The 17,895-nt window shown below is 64.4% G+C and carries 11 protein-coding genes and 1 pseudogene; 2 read left to right on the forward strand and 10 right to left on the reverse strand.

Annotated elements, in window-relative coordinates:
• The first annotated feature begins 235 nt into the window (after nt 1-235).
• Entirely contained in the window at nt 236-1,609 is a 1,374-nt protein-coding gene (locus DRB17_RS08495; protein ID WP_114581777.1) for a phosphohexomutase domain-containing protein, read from the forward strand.
• Nucleotides 1,610-1,625: 16 nt separating this feature from the next.
• On the opposite strand, the gene DRB17_RS19925 is transcribed toward DRB17_RS08495, so the two are convergent.
• Nucleotides 1,626-2,186, reverse strand: a complete 561-nt coding sequence (locus tag DRB17_RS19925; RefSeq protein ID WP_147274854.1) for a hypothetical protein — start codon at nt 2,184-2,186, stop codon at nt 1,626-1,628.
• Nucleotides 2,187-2,495: 309 nt separating this feature from the next.
• Here DRB17_RS19925 and DRB17_RS08505 point away from each other — a divergent pair.
• Nucleotides 2,496-3,337: pseudogene (locus tag DRB17_RS08505) on the forward strand (IS5 family transposase).
• A 51-nt stretch (nt 3,338-3,388) separates the two neighbouring features.
• Here DRB17_RS08505 and DRB17_RS08510 read toward each other — a convergent pair.
• The 9 genes from DRB17_RS08510 to DRB17_RS08550 all read right to left on the reverse strand — a co-directional run bounded on the left by DRB17_RS08510 (nt 3,389) and on the right by DRB17_RS08550 (nt 17,829).
• Complete coding sequence (locus DRB17_RS08510; RefSeq protein WP_114581779.1) at nt 3,389-4,771, reverse strand: HlyD family type I secretion periplasmic adaptor subunit; 1,383 nt, start codon at nt 4,769-4,771, stop codon at nt 3,389-3,391.
• A gap of 68 nt (nt 4,772-4,839) precedes the next feature.
• On the reverse strand, nt 4,840-6,708 hold the full coding sequence (locus DRB17_RS08515; RefSeq protein ID WP_114581780.1) for a type I secretion system permease/ATPase: 1,869 nt from the start codon (nt 6,706-6,708) through the stop codon (nt 4,840-4,842).
• Between the two features lie 254 nt (nt 6,709-6,962).
• Nucleotides 6,963-8,168 carry a class I SAM-dependent methyltransferase gene (locus tag DRB17_RS08520; protein ID WP_114581781.1) on the reverse strand — a complete coding sequence of 402 codons (1,206 nt, stop codon included), beginning with the start codon at nt 8,166-8,168 and terminating at the stop codon, nt 6,963-6,965.
• Nucleotides 8,165-9,382, reverse strand: a complete 1,218-nt coding sequence (locus DRB17_RS08525; protein ID WP_206607827.1) for a class I SAM-dependent methyltransferase — start codon at nt 9,380-9,382, stop codon at nt 8,165-8,167. Before DRB17_RS08525 ends, DRB17_RS08520 begins: the two co-directional genes overlap by 4 nt.
• Nucleotides 9,383-9,405: 23 nt before the next feature.
• Nucleotides 9,406-10,638: a class I SAM-dependent methyltransferase gene (locus tag DRB17_RS08530; RefSeq protein WP_114581782.1), complete on the reverse strand. Its 1,233-nt coding sequence runs from the start codon at nt 10,636-10,638 to the stop codon at nt 9,406-9,408.
• Between the two features lie 12 nt (nt 10,639-10,650).
• A complete protein-coding gene (locus DRB17_RS08535; protein ID WP_114581783.1) occupies nt 10,651-11,706 on the reverse strand; it encodes an NAD-dependent epimerase/dehydratase family protein in 1,056 nt (351 codons plus the stop codon).
• A complete protein-coding gene (gene rfbF, locus DRB17_RS08540; RefSeq protein WP_114581784.1) occupies nt 11,703-12,482 on the reverse strand; it encodes a glucose-1-phosphate cytidylyltransferase in 780 nt (259 codons plus the stop codon). The genes DRB17_RS08535 and rfbF overlap by 4 nt, the downstream gene beginning before the upstream one ends.
• A 145-nt stretch (nt 12,483-12,627) precedes the next feature.
• A complete protein-coding gene (locus DRB17_RS08545; RefSeq protein ID WP_241503786.1) occupies nt 12,628-13,740 on the reverse strand; it encodes a nucleotidyltransferase family protein in 1,113 nt (370 codons plus the stop codon).
• Between the two features lie 60 nt (nt 13,741-13,800).
• Nucleotides 13,801-17,829 carry a cadherin-like domain-containing protein gene (locus tag DRB17_RS08550; protein WP_114581786.1) on the reverse strand — a complete coding sequence of 1,343 codons (4,029 nt, stop codon included), beginning with the start codon at nt 17,827-17,829 and terminating at the stop codon, nt 13,801-13,803.
• Nucleotides 17,830-17,895 lie beyond the last annotated feature (66 nt).

Consider the following 17,895-nt stretch of genomic DNA (forward strand, 5'->3'; position numbering starts at 1 on the left):
ACCCGCCCGGCTGTCGCGCGGGTCATGCGGACTACCCCGACCGTGCCAGGCGCGCGTACCCTCTCCCCGCGCGCCCTGGTCAGGGCGCCCGGCCCTCCAACGGCGTAACCTCTCCGAAGCCGCCGCGTACCGCGATTGCATCGTTGCAATAGCAAGGGCGGCGGCGTGTCCTGTAACTGCCCTGTTTCGCGACCGGCGGGCGCGAGCGAGCAGGGCAGCGCGAGGGACGGGGAACATGGGCGGGATTTTCGGCAGGGACGGCATCCGGGGCACGGCCAATCGCGGCGCTCTCGGTGCCGGCAGCGCACTCTCCATCGCCATGGCGGCGGGCGCCGTCGTGCGCCACGGCGGCCGCCGGCAGCTTGCGGTCGTCGGCAGGGACACACGACTTTCCGGGCATATGCTGGAGCCGGCGTTAAGCGCGGGGTTCACGGCTGTCGGCCTCGACGTATTGCTGCTGGGCCAAATCCCGACGGCGGCGGTGGGCATGCTGACGGCCGAACTGGGTGCCGATCTCGGCGTGATGATCACGGCTTCGCAGAACCCCTATGCGGAAAACGGCCTGAAGCTCTTCGGCGCCGACGGCCACCTGCTCGGCGACGAGATGGAGGCGGAGATCGAGGCCGGCATCCGCGACGGCGGGCAGGAGATGGACGTCTCCTCGGCGCAGATCGGCTGCGTGAGCAAGCTCGACGATGCTGCTCACCGTTATGTGGAGCGCGTGGCGGAAACCCTGCCCGACAGCGCCCGCCCGAACGGCCTGACGGTCGTGATCGACTGCGCCAACGGCGCCGCCTGCGAAACCGCGCCGCGCGCGCTGCGCCGGATCGGCGCGCGGGTGGTGGAGATCGCCTGCGCGCCCGATGGCTTCAACATCAACGCGAATTGCGGCGCAACCGCGCCAGGCGTCATGCAGCAGGCCGTGGTGGAACACCGGGCCGATCTCGGCATCGCCCTGGACGGCGACGGCGCCTGTCTTGCCATGGCGGACGAGACGGGCGCGCTGATCGACAGCGATCAGATCCTCGGCACGATTGCCGCTTTCCGAAAGAGGCTCGGCGTTCCGCCCGGTACCGGCGTGATCGGTACGTGGTCCAGCAATTTCGGCCTGGACGCCTACTTGAAGGGGCTGGGGCTGGACCTGCTGCGGGGACCGGCAAGCGAACGCGGGATCCTGACCCGGATGCGCGAGGGCGCACATGTCCTGGCCGGCGAGCCGTCGGGGCACTTCGTGCTATCGGACCATGCCGCCACGGCGGATGGCCTTGTCGCGGCGTTGCACGCCCTCTTGGCCGTCGCCGCGTCCGGACGGCCGGCCAGCGAAACCCTGCGCCCCTTCGAGCTGATCTCCCAGCGCCTCGCCAATGTCCGGGCGGAACGCGGCGTCCTTCGCTCCGCCGAGGTTCAGGCAACGATCGCCGAGGTGCGCACGCGCCTGAACGGCCACGGCCACCTGCTTGTCCGCGCCTCGGAGAACGAGCCGGTGATCCGCGTCCTCGCCGGCGGCAACGACGACGCCCTCGTCGATGAGGCCGTGTCGACGCTGGCGAATAGCATCGCAGAAATTGCGTTGAAACAAATCCCATCAAATACAGGCATTATTATATAATTGCAGCGCATAATAATTATTTTATTTCGACCACTTCCAATTTAGGCAAATCGGATACAATTTCTCTACCGATTTTCTGGCAACAATCTTTCAACTTAGAAACTGCATGCTTATTTCTCCTTTTGAATTCATAGCCGGCAATCATTGCCGAAAGCCATAGCGGGCTACTGTATAAGGCAATTGTAGCTGCGAAAGCGAATGACGCAACCACGACAATTAAAAGAAACAATGAAAATACGAGACTAAATATCCCGAGTATCCAGAATGATGACATATAGGACGCAATCCCGGCAAATATTCCTATACAGAATCTTATTATTGTAATCATTGGGCTTGTTACCATAAAAAAATATTTGAAGAATTTAGATTTTTCAATGTGAATTGTACTAATAAAATGTTTAATATTTTCTTCATCAAAATTTATATAATCTTCGTAAAGATATATTTTCGCAATAGAAGGCATTACACCAAGCGTTTGGGCATTAGAATGAATTTCAACTTCAGAATCATTTTTCTGAAGAGCATTTACCTCAATGTTCTCACCGAAAAGTTCCAAGGTAGCGGAAAATTTCTTCATCTTTTTGATGCCCCCTGATATCAGCTCTTACTGGCAAATCTTTGGATACGCACAGTATCCAGTGCAAATTGTTAACAAAAATATAACGACTGCATGCCCATAGGGTGCGGCAGCCTTTTGATGGCAAAGAAAATATTCAAATACTTTATCGTTCACTCACAATATATTTTCCATTTTATGTATTTATTACTATGACTCTACAAATAGCTCGTTCATTATATTTCGATTTTTCGTCATATTCGCGAGAAAAGTTAGAGATTGTTTGAGAAGGGGATTCCCTCGGAAGCGCTTTCGTGATTCATACCTTGGATGTGGACACGAGAGGCGCGAGTCCGGATGGCCGCTGATCGAACGGAAGACCAAGCGGTATCCGACCGATCTCACCGACGAGGAATGGGCTCGGATCGCACCGTTGCTGCCGAAGCCAACGAAGCGGGGACGCAAGCCGAGCGTCGACCTGCGGGAGGTGGTGAACGCGATCCGCTATATGACCCGCACTGGCGGCGGCTGGCGGATGCTGCCCAAGGATTTTCCGCCCTGGCAGACGGTGTACTGATGGTTCCGGCGCTTCGTGCGGTTGATGTTGTTCCGAACGATCCACGACATTGCCCTGATGATGGACCGCGAGCGGGCGGGCCGCGAGGCCAGTCCGAGCGGCGGCGTAGTCGACAGCCAGAGCGTGAAGGCGCCCGCGCCGGGTGCGCGGCGTAGCTACGATGCAGCCAAGAAGACGGTGGGCCGCAAGCGGCTCGTGATGGTCGACACCGACGGCCGGCTGCTGATGGTCTACCTGACCTAGGCCAACATCTCGAACAGCGCTGGCGCCCAGATGATCCTCGACGCCATCCGCAAGCGTTGACCCTGGGTCAATTGGCGCGACGCGCCGACGTCGTGTCCGCCGACGTCGCCTACGACCAGACGCAGCTCATGGACAAGGCCACCTTCCTCGACTTCGTCATCGAGGTCGTGCGCCGGATCGACCACGAGCCGGCTTCAAAGTTCTGCCCCGGCGCTGGGTGGTCAAGCGGACTTTCGGCTGGATGACCTGATGGCGGCGCCTGGTGCGCAACTACGAGCAACGCCTCGACGTCTCCGAGGCGATGATCCACGTCGCCATGGGAAGCCTCCTGCTGCGCCGGATCAGCCATTAAAACCATTCTCAAACAGACTCTAAGGCCCAGCAAACACAAGAAGGCCACACCCTACTTCTCGATAAGCCCGCGTGCCATGGCGTCGGTCAGCGGCTTGGTCAGGTAGTCCAGCATGGTGCGCTCGCCGGTCTTGATCAGCACCTCGGCCGGCATGCCCGCCTGAAGCTGCCGCTCGCCCAGCTTCGCGAGTTCCTCGCCGGGAATCTCCACGCGCGCCTTGTAGTACGCCCGGTTCTCGCGCTCCTTGACGATCCGGTCGGCGGAGATCGTGACCACCCGGCCCTGCAGGACCGGCGTCACGCGGCTGCTGTAGGATGTCAGCCGCACCTCGGCCCCCTGGCCCCTGGAGACGGTGTCGATGTCGGTGGGCGAGATCTCGGCGTCGACCACCATGCGGTCGCCGGAGGGCACGATCTGCATGATCTCCTCGCCCGGCTTGATGACCTCGCCCTCTGTATGGACGGCCAGTTCCTGGATCGTGCCGGTGCGCGGGGCCGTAATCGTCGTGCGGTCCAGCTTCTGCTTGTTGACGATCAGGCGCTGGCGAAGCTCGCTGATCTCGTCCTCGGTCTCGCGCAGGTCGCGAACGACCTTCTCGTTGAAGTCCTCGCGAATCTGCTGAACCTGCATGCGCACCTCGCTGATGCGCTCATTCGCGCGAGCCATCCCCGCCTGCTTGGAGCCGATGTCGCCCTGCAGGGAAGCCATCTCGCGCTCCTTCGCCAGAAGTTCGGTCTTCGGGAAAAAGCCCTTCTCGTTCAGTTGGCGAAGGCCGACCAGTTCTTCTTCAAGAAGGCGAACCTGGGTGCGCGTGCTGTCCTGCTGTGCCTTCAGGCCGGCAATCTCCTCCCGAAGTTCGGCGACCTTCTGCTCCTGCAAGGCAAGCTGGCCCTCAAGCGCCCGGCGCCGGGCCTGGAAGTGGACGCGCTCGCCCATAATCGCCTCGCCGACCGAAGCCGAGTCACCGCGCCGCTCGGTCAATTCGGCCGGAAACGAGATCGTCGGCTGCTCGGCCCGCTCGGCCATCAGGCGCGCCCGACGGGCCAGGGCCGAATCGAGCCGCTGGCGCACCGCATCGTAGTTGGCCTGCGCCTCGGTCGCGTCGAGCTTCACCAGAAGCTGGCCGCGCTCGACCTGCTGGCCGTCGCGCACGTTGATCCGGTCGACGATGCCGCCGTCCAGATGCTCGATGACCTTGCGGTTGCTCTCCACGGCCACCGTACCCGGCGCCATCGCCGCGCTGTCCAGCGGCGCCGTCGCCGCCCAGATGCCCATGCCCACGAAGGCGAGCAGAATGATGGCAATGCCCGCGATGACGACCTTGTTGGGACTGCCGTGCTCCGATTCCGGCGGCTGCGTCGGGGCGCCGGTCCTGGGGAGTTCGACGACATTGTGCTGCGGCTCGTCGATCTTGCGTTCCGGTTGGACGCTCATCTGCGGTTCCTCGGTCTCTGGGCCAGCAATCGCGGCTCGATAATGATACGCGTTTTCTTGCAAATACGTTATTGCCCCGAACGATCCCCGGATTCATCCGGTGACGATGTCGTGCCGTGCCCCATTCCCGCGGCCCCGCCGCCCGCGGTCCCCTGTTCCGCACTTTCCTGACCGGACGCCCCGTGTCCGGCCGCGCCTTGCCCCGCCATCGTCGTCGCCCGCGGTCGTGTCTGGCTTTGCACCACGGACGGGCGCGTCAGCTTCGCCATGATTTCCTGGCGCGGGCCGAAAGCTTTCACCTGCCCCTGCTCCAGCACCAGGATCTTGTCCACGTTCGAGAGGAGCGGCAGGCGATGGGTAATCACGACGACGGTCGTCCCCGCCCGCTTCAATTCCGTCAACGCTTCAGACAGCGCCTTCTCGCCCTCGATGTCCAGGTTGGCGTTGGGCTCGTCCAGCATCACGAAGCGCACCCCGCCATAGAGCGCGCGCGCCAGCCCGATACGCTGACGCTGACCGGCCGACAGCGATTCGCCGCCGGGGCCGATCTGTGTGTCGTAGCCCTCGCTCAGCCTCAGGATCAGTTCGTGGACACCCGCCATCCTGGCTGCGCGCACCACAGCCTCCGGGTCGATCTGGCCGAAGCGGGCGATGTTCTCGGCGACGGTGCCGTCGAACAGCTCGACGTCCTGCGGCAGATAGCCAAGGTACGGCCCCAGCGCCGACTTGTCCCAGTCGCCGATATCCGCCCCGTCGAGGCGGATACTGCCCGAGGCCACCGGCCAGACGCCCATCAGCGCGCGGGCCAGGCTGGTCTTGCCGGCACCGCTTGACCCCACGACGCCCAGCGCCTCGCCGGCCGCAAGCTGGAAGCTGGCGCCGTTGACGACCGGCATCCGCGTGCCCGGCGGCGCCACGATGGCGCGCTCCACGGCGATCGCGCCCTGCGGCGCGGGAAGCGGCATTCGCTCCGGCTCGCCCTCGTTCGCAAGCAGCAGCTTGTTAAGCCGCCGATATGCCATGCGCGCGCCGACGAAGCCGCGCCACTGCCCGACCGCGGCCTCCACCGGGGCGAGCGCGCGGCCCATGATGATCGACGCCGCGATCATCGTGCCCGGCGTGATCTGCTGCAGCAGGACCAGATAGGCACCGACGCCCAGCATCGCGACCTGGAGGATCAGGCGCAGGCTGCGCGAGCTGGCCATGATCAGGCCGGCGCGGTCGCTGGCCGTCGACTGGCGCGACAGCACATCGCCATGACGATCCGCCCAGCGCCGCATGATGCCCGGCAGCATGCCCATGGCGGCGACCACCTCGGCATTACGCAAGCTGGTATCGACGAAGGAATTGGCCGATACCGCGAAGCGCGAGGCGTTCGCCAACGGAGTCCGGGTAAAGATCTCGTTCGCCAGGGCCAGCATGAAGATGATCAACGCGCCCGCCAGCGCCACCGCGCCCAGGACCGGATGGAACAGGAAGACGATAGCGATGAACACCGGCACCCACGGCGCGTCGGCAAAGGCGATCAGCCCCGCGCCCGTGGTGAAATCGCGCACGGTGTCCATGTCGCGCAGCGCCTGCGCGTGGCCCCCGCCCGGATTCTTGACGCTCTGCTGAAAGACCGAGGCGAAGACCGTCCCCTTCAGCCGCTCGTCCAGGCGCGTGCCGATCCGCACCAGAACGCGCGAGCGCACAAGGTCGAGGCAGCCGAACACGATCAGCATGCCGACCGCGATGATGGTCAGCATTACCAGCGTCGTCTCGTTGCGGCTGGTCAGCACGCGGTCGTAGACCTGCAGCATGTAGAGCGGCGCGACCAGCATCAGCAGGTTAATAAAAAAGCTGAATGTAACGACCGCCGTCAGCGCGCCGCGCACCGAGCGCACGGCGTGCTGCAACGCTTCAGCGCGGCTGTTCGAGCCTGATGAAAGGGCCAAAGAGAATCATCCCCTGGATGTTGCGTTGGCGGCGCCCGGCGCTCGCCCCGATACAAGGCCGGCGGCACTTGCCATCGCGAAAATACACTGCGAGTCGCTTCCCTATCACGGGAACAATATTGAGAGCCAGACTGTATTTTTGATCAATAGTAGTACTATTATTTAGAATTACCCCTTTTGATTCAGGCCGTCATGAATTTGATTTTGAAAACCACCGCCTGATCGCGGATTGGAAAGCGCACGACACGGCCGGGTCACGAGGCTTCCATCGAAGCCGCCGGGGCCGCGTCCATCTCCTCGACCACTTTCACCGCCGGCGCCAGGCCCAGATCCGAGAGTTGTCGCCTCACCTCCTCAAGGTAGAGCGGGTTCATCAGCAGCACGATGTCGGGCGAAACCGCCTTGAGGGCATCGGGCGCGACGATCCGCTTCCCGGCGCCGGCGACGAACTTACCGTCCTTCTTCGGATTGACGTCGACGATGCACTGGACGGCGTCGATGCCGCGGTCGACGAGATTCAGAAAGGTCACACCCTTGGACCCCGCCCCCCAGGCAACCACGGTCCGGCCATCGCGCACCGCCCTCGTCAACTCGCCGCGCCAATGGCCGACCATGCGATGAAACCTTTCACTGAAGGCTTCGACATGACGCAGGGACTCCGGCATTTCGCCCTGACTACCCGAGCCGGAACCGGGCGCGGCGTCGGCGCACAGGAACTGGTCGCCGTAGGCAGGCGCCAGCCGAATTGCCGGCAAGCCGCTATCGCTCAGCAGGCGGGCAAGCGAGCTTTCGCAGAAATAAGAGCAGTGCTCGTAGATCAGGTCCCAGATGTGGCCTGTAATCAGCGTGTACATGCCGTTCGGCACTTCGACGAACAGCCGGGACGACTCGTCCTTCATGGCGGAGCGCAGCAAATCCACGAAGGCGCCCGGCTCCTCGATATGCTCCAGGACATGCCGGCAGATGACGAGGTCGCCCTTGTAGCGGCCATAAGCCTCGCCGTAGTAGTCCGCGAAGATACGCACGTCCTCGCCGTTGGCACCCTCGTCGCGTGGCCGTCCGCTGGGGTCGAAGCCGAAGCCCCGGTTGCCGCCCTTGGCGCAGATCAGGTCCAGGAACGCGCCATTGCCGCAGCCGATCTCCACGACGTCCTTGCCGCGCAGGTCGTGGTCGGCGATCAGCCGGTCGGCCAGCGCATCCGCATACGCCTGGAACAGGCCGGAGCCGTGCAGCGAGTTCTCGTAGGCCCCGTCATAGCGCATGCGTTCCGGATCGAACGCGCGGTTGAAGATATGCCCGCAGTCCCGGCACACGGCGAGATCGAGGTCCGCGCGCGGCATCGCCAGCGCCTCTTCCCGCGTCTTGCAGACGACGTTGCAGTGAACCGGCACGTCGGTCATCTCGACCAGCGGCGCCAGATCGGCGCCGCCGCAGACGAAGCACTGCACGTGCATGGTCATGCTTCCGTCTCACACGTTTCGGTGAAGGCCGTCACCGGCAGCAGGGTCGGGTTCAGGCCCAGCCGGTCGAGGTCGGCGCGGATCTCATCCATGTAGATCGGGTTCATGACGATGATCCGGTCGGGCGGCGCGTCCTTGAGGTGCTCCGGGCCGACCACGGGATGGCCGCGGCCCGCCAGGAAGGCGCCCTGCTTGCGCGGATTGATGTCCACGGCATAGGCGACCTCCGGCCCCGCGCCCAGGGTCGTGAGGAAGGCGACGGCCTTGGAGCCGCCGCCCCAGAGCGCCGTGCGCTGCCCGCGGCGCCCCGCCTCGGCCAGCTCGTGCCGCCACCGCTCGACCTGATATTCCCAGTTGCGGGCGAAACGGCGCACCCAGGCCGCGATCTCCGCGACGCCTTCCGCCCTCACGGCGTCCGCCGGCGGGACACTGCCGGGCTTCGCCTCGACCATCAGGTACTGATCGCCGTACTCGACGCGGCTACCCAGCACGTCGAAGCCCTCCCGCCGGAACACGTAGCTGAGCGAAGGTCGCGTGAAGTAGGAGCAGTGCTCGTAATAAACGTCCCAGAACGCGCCTTCCTGCATGATCCGCAGGAAATCGGGAACCTGGAAGAAGACGTGCGTGTCGGGCCGGTCGCCGATGGCGCGGCGCACGCTGCGCACGAACTCGGCCGTGTTCGGAATGTGCTCCAGCGTCTGCTTGCAGCACACGAAGTCCGCCGCGTAGTCGCCGTAGGCTTCCGAGTAGTAGTCGGCGATAACCCGCGTCCGGCCGCTGTCGTCGGCGTTCAGGCCGTGAGCATTGGTATAGGCCGGGTCGAAGCCGATTCCCGTGTTGCCGCCCATCTCGCAGAGGAGCTGCAGGAACTCGCCCTGGCCGCAGCCGATCTCCATCACCTCCTTGCCGTGCAGGCCGTAGCGCTCGATCAGGTCGCCCGCAAGCTTCCGGTGGAAGGCATTGAAGGTGTTCGAGAAGCTCTGGCTCGCCTCGTAGTCGGCGCCGTACTGCTCCAGCGCCGGGTCGAAGCGGGTGTTGGTGATGAACGCGCAGTCGCCGCAGAAGGCCAGGGTGATCCGGCCGGTGGGGAAACGCTCCGCCTCCTGCCGGTCGTGCAGCAGGACCATGCTGTGCGCGGGCACGTCGTCGCAACGGTAGAACTGGCTGAGGTTCCGTCCGCCGCAGTTCGGGCAGTATGTCGATGGCTCGCTCACAGCCGCGTCTCCCTCGGCCAGGTTCAGTCGATGCGCGGCTCGGGCACGGGAATGATGAACTTCCCGCCCAGTTCGCGGTACGCCTGCTGCTGCTTCATGATCTCGTCGGAGAAGTTCCAGGCGAGGATCAGGACGTAATCCGGCTTGTCCTCCATCAGACGCGCCGGCGGCAGGATGGGCAGATGGTTCCCGCCTGTGTAGCGGCCCTGCTTGAAGCTGTTCAGGTCGACGACGTAGTCCAGCGTCTCGGCGTCGATGCCGCAGTAGTTCATCAGCGTCGTCGCCTTCGCCGCCGCGCCGTAGCCGGCAATGCGCCCGCCGCGCTGCTTGATGTCGTTCAGCATCTCGACCAGGCGCAGGCGCAGTTGCCCCACCCGCTCGGCGAAGTCGCCGTAATAGGCGAAGGTATCGACACCCCGCCGCCGTTCGTCTTTGAGAAGCGAGCACACGCTTTCGCCCGGCTGCTCCCTGGGCTCGACGAAAAGCCGCAGCGAGCCGCCATGGATCGGCGTGCGCTGGACCTCGTTGAGGTACAGGCCGTGCCGCCGGAACAGATGATCCAGTGCCGTCACCGAGAAGTAGCAGAGGTGCTGGTGATAGATCGTGTCGAACTCCAGCTTGTCGACCAGATCGACAACGTATGGCGCCTCGATGACGGCCACGCCGCTGTCCTTCAACAACGTGGCGATGCCGGCGACGAAGCCGTTCAGGTCGGGCACGTGGGCCAACACGTTGTTCGCCAGGAACACGTCGGCACGTAAGCCGTCCCTGTCGCGAAGCTGCTGCGCCAGTTCCTGCGTGAAGAATGTATTGAGGGTTCGAATCCCCTCGTCCTGCGCCTTCTTCGCCGGGCCATCCGCCGGATCGATCCCCAGGACCTGGATGCCCCTCTTGGTGAAGTTGCGCAGCATGTAACCGTCGTTGCTGGCCGCCTCCACCACCAGTGAGTCGGGGCCGAGGTCGCGCGTCTCGATGACGCTCTCCGCGCTGCCGGCGAAATGCGCCAGCAGCGAGGGTGAGACCGAGGAGTAGTAGGGGTAATCGTTACAGAACAGCTCTTCCGGCGAGACCGAGACCGTGAGCTGAACCAGCGAGCATTCAGAGCAGAACACCACGTCAAGCGGTGCCTGGATCTCCGGCCTGCCCAGATCGTCCGCCGTCAGCAGGCGGTCGGCCAGCGGACTGTCGCCAAGCGAGAGCACGTGCTGCAGGCCGCCGGCGCCGCAAGAGCGGCAAGTGACACCCGTATCGCTCATGCCTGCCATCTCCTAGCTGGCCGTGGAAGCGACGGCGGGCTCTTCGGCACGCCAGCGCAGATCGTCGTCGATGTGCCCGTCGGCCAGCAGCTTGCGCAGATACTTGATGCGGCTGAACTCGGCGCCCTCGAAGGCATCCAACGTCAGGCCGACCCGCTTGTAGGTCTCGTACAGTTCGACCACGCCCTTCTGCACCGTCCACTTCGGCTGGAAGCCGGGAAGGGTGTTCATGATCTTGCTTGCGTCGACGCGGTAGCAGCGCTTGTCCGGCCCTGCATCGGCCGCGTACTCGACGTAGGAGTTCGGCACCACCTCCGCGACCATATTGGCGATCTCGCGGATGCGCAGATTGTCTTCGTTGCGCGCGACATTGAAGGCGACGTTGTGGATCTTCTCCACTGGCGCATTCAGCACCGCCAGGAAGGCGCGGCAGACATCCTCGACATGCACCACGGGGCGCCAGGGTGTGCCGTCGCTCTTCAGGTAGACCTGACCCGTCGTGAACGCCCAGGCGACCAGGTTGTTCACCACCAGGTCGAAGCGGATGCGCGGTGCCACGCCATAGACCGTGGCGTTGCGAAGGTAGGTCGGGCAGAAGCTGTCGTCGGCCAGTTCGGCGAGATCCTGCTCCACCTTGACCTTGGAGATGCCGTAGGGCGTCACCGGGTTGAAGGGGCTGTTCTCGTCCAGCATGTCCTCCCCGCCCGCGCCGTAGTTGCTGCACGAGGAGGAGAAGATGAAGCGCGGCACGCCGGCCGCCTTGGCATACTCCGCCAGGCGTACCGAGGCACGGTGGTTGATCTCGGCCGTCAGCTCGGGATTCAGGTCGCCCAGCGGATCGTTGGAGAGACCCGCCAGGTGGATGATCGCGTCGAAGCCCTCCACATCGGCCGGGACCACGTCGCGGATATCCTTGCGGATGGCCGGGATCGCCGGGACCGAGCCGACGTAGGTGCAGGCCTGGAACAGGCCCGAGTCGAGGCCGACGACGGAATGGCCCTGCTCCAGCAGCATTGGTGTCAGGACACCGCCGATATAGCCTTCGTGGCCAGTCACGAGGATTTTCATTTCGCTGAATCCCAGATTTTCCAAGGGCAATTGCCGCTCTGCCAGAGGTTCTCCAGCAGATATTTTTCACGCAGCGTGTCCATGCACTGCCAGAACGAGTCGTGCTTGTAGGCCATCAACTGGCCATCGGCGGCCAGCCGGCGCATCGGCTCGTGCTCCCACATGACGTCGTCGCCGTCGATGTAGTCGAGGACGCCCGGCTCCAGCACGAAGAAGGCGCCGTTGATCCAGCCTTCGTGCGCCTGCGACTTCTCGTCGAAGCTGAGCACCCGGTCGCCGTCGAAGGTCATGTGGCCATAGCGTGCCGGCGGACGCACCGCCGTCACCGTCGCCAGCTTGCCGTGCGAGCGGTGAAATTCCACAAGCTCGTCGAGATCCACATTCGAAACGCCATCGCCCCAGGTCAGCATGAAGGTATCGTTGCCGAGATGCGGGGCCAGCCGCTTGATGCGGCCGCCGGTCAGGGTCTGCTGGCCGGTTTCGATCAGCTCCACCGACCAGTCGAGGTCGTGCGAATTTTGCACCTCGACCTCGCCTGTCTTGAAGTTGACGCGCATATTGGCGTGATTTTCGCAATACGTGCGCATGTATTCCTTAATCACATCGCCCTTGTATCCTAGCGCGATGACGAATTCCTTGTGCCCGTAATGGAAATAATGCCGCATGATATGCCAGAGAATCGGGTAGCCCCCGATTTCGACCATGGGCTTCGGTCGGACCTTCGTTTCCTCGGCCAAACGGCTTCCCGCGCCGCCCGCCAGGATGGCCACCTTCATTGCGCCCTCCGAATGATTGACACCTGATACCAGGCAGGAAATCCAGTTCTGAATAGATCAGAATTGGAGACCGATAAATTATCCGTGCGGGGTATTATTCGAAGAATGACGCCCTACTCCCAATGGACGCCGAGCCGCGACAAGGCTACAGCCGCGAGGCCACCCGCCGGAACTGCCGGAACATGTCCTGGCGATAGCGTCGCACCAGACTCCACATTCGCGCCGCGCGCCAGGCATTGACGCGCCATACCGATGCATGCAGCGGATACCGGCAGCGCGCGAACTCCCACGCCAGGGCGCCCACAGCCCTCTGGGGCGCTGCCAGCCACGGACGCGCAGCCGCAGCCATGCGGGCACCGTGGATCAATCTGGGCCACAGCCGCCGGCGCAGGCTCGCCGGCAACGGCGCGCCGAACAATGCATGCGCGGCAAGGAGGTGGCTGACGGCCATGCTGGAAAGGCCGTGAGGGCGCATCATCGTCACGCTCTCGCGGACCTCCGCCGCCTTCATGTCGCGAAGTAGCTCCGCGATGTCCAGAAGGTGGCGGAGGTTGAGCCGTGCCGCGTAGTGGTCGTGGCCCTGAAGCTGGTCGTGCAGGATAAGGTGCAGCAGGTGGTGGCGCAGGTCGGGCACGAGAACTTCGGAGTCCCGGAACCGTGCCCGCCGGGCGGCGGCAAAGACATCCTCGGGCGGGATCAGGTCGCGGCAATGGGCGCGTCCGCCGCGATGCCCGTAGTGGCTCGTCAGCGCGCGGTGCAGGTCAATGGCGCCGAAGTCGCCCGGGCGGGCGAAATCGCCGATCTCGTGGGTATGCTCGACAGCGTCGAAGGACTTCACCTTCCTGTAGCCGATCGACTCCAGAGCCTTGCACGCCGCGAAAGCGGACTCCTCCGGCACCATCAGATCCAGGTCGCACATAACCCGGCAGCCAAGCCGTCGTCGATCGTCCTCCAGCAGTGTGCGCGTACCCTTGAGCACGAGCGGCTGGATACCGGCGGCGTTCATGGCACGCGCAGCCTCGGCAAGCTGGCCCGCGAATGCTTCGTTCCGGTCCAGGTTCACCTGGTGGAAGCTTTCCAGGAACGGGCGGACCGGCTCCCGTATCTCGTCCAGAAGCCCCTTTACCGATAAGGCATCGTAAAGCGCCGGCGTTATCAGCGCCTCGTTCGCGGCGGCGACCACATCGTCCTGAACCGCCGGGTCGGAAAGCCGGCGGCGCAGGACGCTCGCTGGCGGCTGCGCCTCGCCTTCCGCCACGCTCAAGCACTCTCCGAGGAGACGAAGAGTATCAGCGGCCATTCACGGCACCGGTAACGCTCAAGCCATCAACGGATCGAAGAGGAAATCGTCGCTGGTCAGGGACAGGCCCGTGACGCCGTTCGTGATCCCGACAAGCTCGTCCTCGCTGTTCGCGGCCACGCGGTAAATGGCGGTCCCCGCCGGCTTATCGGCCGGCGCGTCGGCAAGCGCGTAATCATCGGCCGCACCGGCAAGCCGGATCGTGTCGATCCCGGTCTCGAAATCCCAGATCAGGGCATAGTCGTCCATGCCGGCGGTGCCGTCGACACGGTCGTCGTAGTAAACCTGCCCGGCCTCACCCAGCACGAATGTATCGGACCCTTCGAAGCCGCGCAGGACATCGATCTCGCCCTGGCCTGGATTTGACGTGCTCGTATCGACCGCGACCAGGAGGTCGTCGCCCGAGGTGCCCGGAACGGTGTCGTCGCCCTCGATCTCCGCGAAGGAGACGTCGCCGAAGGTCACGTCGTAGTAATGGGCGTTCAGCAGGAAGGAGCCCGTTCGGGGTTCATCGAAGGTCTCGACGCCCTGAACCGTCCAGTCCGACGGCTCTAGATCGCCGTCTTTCCAGAACTTGAAGCTGTACATGCGGTCGATGACGTTCACCTGCTCGACGCGCAAGGTGATATTGTAGGTCTCGCCTTCGGTGAGTACGACGTTGGAGCGGTCGGCCCCATCGCCGTTAGGAACTGACCAGAAGCCCGCACCATCCGCATTGTTATCGACGAAGAAAGCGTCGGAAACCGGCTCCCACCCAGCCTTCGGTTGCCAGTTCTTGATCGGGCTGTCCGTATGGCCCCCCCACAGGAAGCCCAGGGCGAAGCCGCCGCCGTCACGGCCGGCGGGATCGCTGCCGAACGCGTTGATCGTAACGTTCAGGTTGGCTTCGTAGTTGTCCCAGAACTGGTCGCCGATGGCCACCAGGCGGTCATACCCCGGCTGCGACGGCCGTACGCCCAGGTCGCTGACCGACCACAGGCCGTCGACCACCTGCGCGACGGAGTTGATGTCCTGCACGGTGGCCCAGTCGATGCTGTAGTTCGTGGGCCAGCGGTTGCCCGCCTCGTAGTCTATCGTGATGTCCCGGGTGAATACCTGGCCGTTGCCCAGTGTCGCCTTGATCGTCACGATGTCATCTGTTGCCGTGCCGTCCAGCTCGTCATAGGCCAGATCGACGTTGAAGTCGCCGAGGTCCTGCAGCCGCCGCGTATCCGGCCCCACCGAAAGCGGGCGTTCCTCGCCGCCGTTGAGGGAATAGCTCAGGTCGACCAGATCCGTCGTATCGACGTTGCCAAGGATGTTGACCCATGTCTGGGGTTCGCCAATCTGCCCGAAGCTTTGCGTTTCGCCGTACCAGACATCGATCACCGGCTCGACGACAAGCTCGACATCGGCGGTGTCGGTGCTGAACCCATCGGTGATCGTGTAGGAGAAGCCGTCCAGACCGATGTAGCCGTCTTCGGGCGTGTAGGTCAGCGTGCCGTCGCCGTTGTCCACCAACGTGCCGTGCGCCGGCTGCGTAAAGCCTGTCAGGCTCAAGGTCGCGCCCTCGGCATCGGTGTCGTTGGCCAGCAGGTCGGCAACGGCAATCACGAGGGGTGCGCCGATACGCGCGCGCGCCGTGTCGTCCGTCGCCACGGGCGGGAAGTTGCCTGAGGTATTGACATAGAGGGCCACGGTAGCCGTATCGCTGCCGCCGTTCCCGTCGCTGATCGTGTAGGTGAAGCTGTCCGCGCCCTCGTAGCCCGTCGCCGGGGTGTAGGTCAGCGTGCCGTCGCCGTTGTCCACCAGCGTGCCGTTCGACGGCTGCGTGAAGCCCACCAGGCTCAGCGGGTCGCCGTTGGCGTCGCTGTCGTTCGCCAGCAGGTCCTCCGCCACGCTCAGCGACAGCGGCGTGTCCACCACCACCCCGAAGGCGTCGTCGCCGGCCTCCGGCGGGATCGGCACCGCGCCGTCCTCATCCGCGATCGGGTCGCTCGAAACCTCGAAGTAGTCCAGCTTCGCCGTGTAGCCGCCGGCCACCTCCGAGGCCCCCGCGAACGGCCCCACCGAGCTCACCTGCAGCGCGTGCGTGAAGCTGCCCGCCGTCGACCACGCCGACCCGTCGGCCGAGTACTCAAGCGTCCACTCGTCGCCCACCCGCGCCACCCGCAGGTAGGCCGCCCCGCCCGCCGGCACCTTGGTCGACAGCTCGAAGCTGGTCGAGCCGTTCACCGTCGAGGCCGCGAACACGTACTGCTTGTTGCCGTCGTGGTAGGTGTCGAAGCGCAGCCAGTTGTCCGCGTCCTGCTCCACCAGGATGCCCTGGATCTCAAACCGCGCCGTCGGCGTGCTCAGGTACTTCGCCGTCACCTGGAAATCGCCGTCCGGCGCGTCCTGCATCGCCCGCAGCGCCGTGTTGGTGTTCCAGGCGTCGTAGGGACCACCCTCCGGCACCGACAGCGCCAGGTAGCCCTCGCCCGACTCCGCCAGTTCCTCGACCGTCCCCGCCGGGCCGGCCACCACCCACATGCCGTCCAGCGCCGCGTCGCCGAAATCGTCCGAGACGATCTCCGGCCCCTCCGCCACCGTCACCGACACGCTGGCGCTCGCCGTCTCGAAGCCGTCGCTGATCGTGTAGGTGAAGCTGTCCTCGCCCACGTAGCCCGCCGCCGGCGTATAGGTCAGCGTGCCGTCGCCATTGTCCACCAGCGTGCCGTTGGCCGGCTGCGTGAAGCCCGCCAGGCTCAGGGTGTCGCCGTCAACGTCGCTGTCGTTCGCCAGCAGGCTCGCCACATTGATTACCAGCGGCGTCTCCAGCACCGTCTGCGTGCTGTCGTCCTGCGCCACCGGCGCCGTGTTGCCCGCGCTCACCGTCAGCGACACCGTGGCCGTCGCCGTGTCGCCGCCGTCGCTGATCGTGTAGGTGAAACTGTCCGCGCCCTCGTAGCCCGTCGCCGGGGTGTAGGTCAGCGTGCCGTCGCCGTTGTCCACCAGCGTGCCGTTCGACGGCTGCGTGAAGCCCACCAGGCTCAGCGGGTCGCCGTTGGCGTCGCTGTCGTTCGCCAGCAGGTCCTCCGCCACGCTCAGCGACAGCGGCGTGTCCACCACCACCCCGAAGGCGTCGTCGCCGGCCTCCGGCGGGATCGGCACCGACCCGTCCTCGTCCGCGATCGGGTCGCTCGAAACCTCGAAGTAGTCCAGCTTCGCCGTGTAGCCGCCAGCCTCGGGCGAGGCCCCCGCGAACGGCCCCACCGAGCTCACCTGCAGCGCGTGCGTGAAGCTGCCCGCCGTCGACCATGCCTCACCATCCGCCGAGTGCTGCAATGTCCAGGTATCCCCCGAACGCGTCACCCTCAGGAAGGCGGCGTCACCTTCGGAAATCTTTTGCCGCAGGACCTGGCTGGTGTTGCCGTCCACGGTAACGGCCGCGTAGACATAGTGCCGCGTGCCGTCCGTGTGGGTATCAAAGCGGATCCAGTTGTCCGCGTCCTGCTCCACCAGGATGCCCTGGATCTCGTAGCGCTCCACCGGAGTGCTGAGGAAATGTGCGGTTACCTGGAAGTCCTCGTCAGGCGCATCCTGCATCGCCCGCAGCGACGTATTGGTGTTCCAGGCATCGTATGCATTGCCATCATCTGGCACTGACAGCGCGAGGTAACCTTCACCATTTTCTTGCGCCGTGCCGACGGTGCCCGCCGGGCCCTCGACCGTCCAGATATTGCCAAGACTGGCTTGACTGAAGTCATCGGAAACGACCGTGGAGCCGTCCGCCACCGTCAGGTCCACTGTCGCGGTGTCGCTCTCGGTGCCGTCGCTCGCCGTGTACGTGAAGCTGTCGGGGCCGGTGTACCCCTCGTCAGGCGTATAGGTGAGTGTTCCGTCGCCGTTGTCCACCAGCGTGCCGTGCGCCGGCTGCGTGAAACTGGCGAGCGTCAGGGTATCCCCGTCCGCGTCGCCGTCGTTGCCGAGGAGGTCGGTGCCGATATCGATCAGAATGACCGAACCGGCAGCCACATTGATCGAGTCGTCGCGTGAAACCGGCGCCGTGTTCGTGCTGTCAGCCATCGATCCCTTCCCGCCTGCTTGGCCGTTTCAAGCCTCTGGAGCGTAGACGCCAGCGCGCGTCCAAGC

This window comes from Ferruginivarius sediminum, assembly GCF_003344765.1.
GTDB classification, from domain to species: Bacteria; Pseudomonadota; Alphaproteobacteria; order Kiloniellales; family Rhodovibrionaceae; genus Ferruginivarius; species Ferruginivarius sediminum.

What these genes read in the sequence shown, in the direction of transcription:
- DRB17_RS08495 (WP_114581777.1), top strand. Translation starts at nt 236, where the DNA reads ATGGGCGGGATTTTCGGCAGGGACGGCATCCGGGGCACGGCCAATCGC.
- DRB17_RS08530 (WP_114581782.1), bottom strand. Translation starts at nt 10,638, where the DNA reads ATGAGCGATACGGGTGTCACTTGCCGCTCTTGCGGCGCCGGCGGCCTG.
- DRB17_RS19925 (WP_147274854.1), bottom strand. Translation starts at nt 2,186, where the DNA reads ATGAAGAAATTTTCCGCTACCTTGGAACTTTTCGGTGAGAACATTGAG.
- DRB17_RS08510 (WP_114581779.1), bottom strand. Translation starts at nt 4,771, where the DNA reads ATGAGCGTCCAACCGGAACGCAAGATCGACGAGCCGCAGCACAATGTC.
- rfbF (WP_114581784.1), bottom strand. Translation starts at nt 12,482, where the DNA reads ATGAAGGTGGCCATCCTGGCGGGCGGCGCGGGAAGCCGTTTGGCCGAG.
- DRB17_RS08520 (WP_114581781.1), bottom strand. Translation starts at nt 8,168, where the DNA reads ATGACCATGCACGTGCAGTGCTTCGTCTGCGGCGGCGCCGATCTGGCG.
- DRB17_RS08550 (WP_114581786.1), bottom strand. Translation starts at nt 17,829, where the DNA reads ATGGCTGACAGCACGAACACGGCGCCGGTTTCACGCGACGACTCGATC.
- DRB17_RS08535 (WP_114581783.1), bottom strand. Translation starts at nt 11,706, where the DNA reads ATGAAAATCCTCGTGACTGGCCACGAAGGCTATATCGGCGGTGTCCTG.